This window comes from Mesorhizobium escarrei (genome assembly GCF_935825525.1).
GTDB classification, from domain to species: domain Bacteria; phylum Pseudomonadota; class Alphaproteobacteria; order Rhizobiales; family Rhizobiaceae; genus Mesorhizobium; species Mesorhizobium escarrei.
In genome coordinates, this window is sequence record NZ_CAKXZT010000067.1 from 1 (window position 1) to 613 (window position 613).

A 613-nucleotide genomic window follows, 5' to 3' on the forward strand; every position below is an offset into this window, starting at 1 on the left:
CAACCCCTGATCTTCTGGCTCCAGTCGGCCTCGACCAACTCACCGGTATCAAGGCGATGTTCGTGCTCTATGCATTGCTCGGCCTGTTCGGGGGCCTCCTTTATGCGCGGATCCCGCGGCGGCGTCCGACGTCGGATGCCGGCATCGCGTCCGCGCTCGGGCCCTCGCGCAATATTGTTTTCAAGCTTGCGGCACTTTTTAGCCTTGATGCTTTCGCCGGCGGCTTTGTCGTCCAGTCGCTGCTTGCTCTATGGCTTTTTGAAAAATTCGACCTGTCGCTCTCGGAAGCCGGCTTTTTCTTCTTTTGGTCGGGCGTACTTTCGGCGTTCTCATTCCCTGTTGCAGCTTGGCTGTCTCGGCACATCGGACTCATCAACACGATGGTGTTCACACATATTCCGTCCAGCCTGGCCCTGATGCTGGCGGCGCTTGCGCCGACGCTCCCTCTGGCGCTCGCTTTGCTGCTGATTCGCGCCGCACTTTCGCAGATGGATGTGCCCACGCGCTCTTCCTACGTGATGGCGGTTGTCACCGAGGTGGAGCAGGCAGCCGCCGCGAGCTTCACATCGGTCCCGCGCAGCCTGGCCGCCGCAGCCAGTCCTGCGCTGGCGGG

Annotated in this window: 1 protein-coding gene; it reads left to right on the forward strand. The window is 61.7% G+C overall.

The annotated features are described in order from the left end of the window. Positions 1-613, forward strand: a 613-nt coding sequence (locus tag NMG80_RS04620) for an MFS transporter (RefSeq protein ID WP_254017046.1), incomplete at both ends; no start/stop codon positions are given.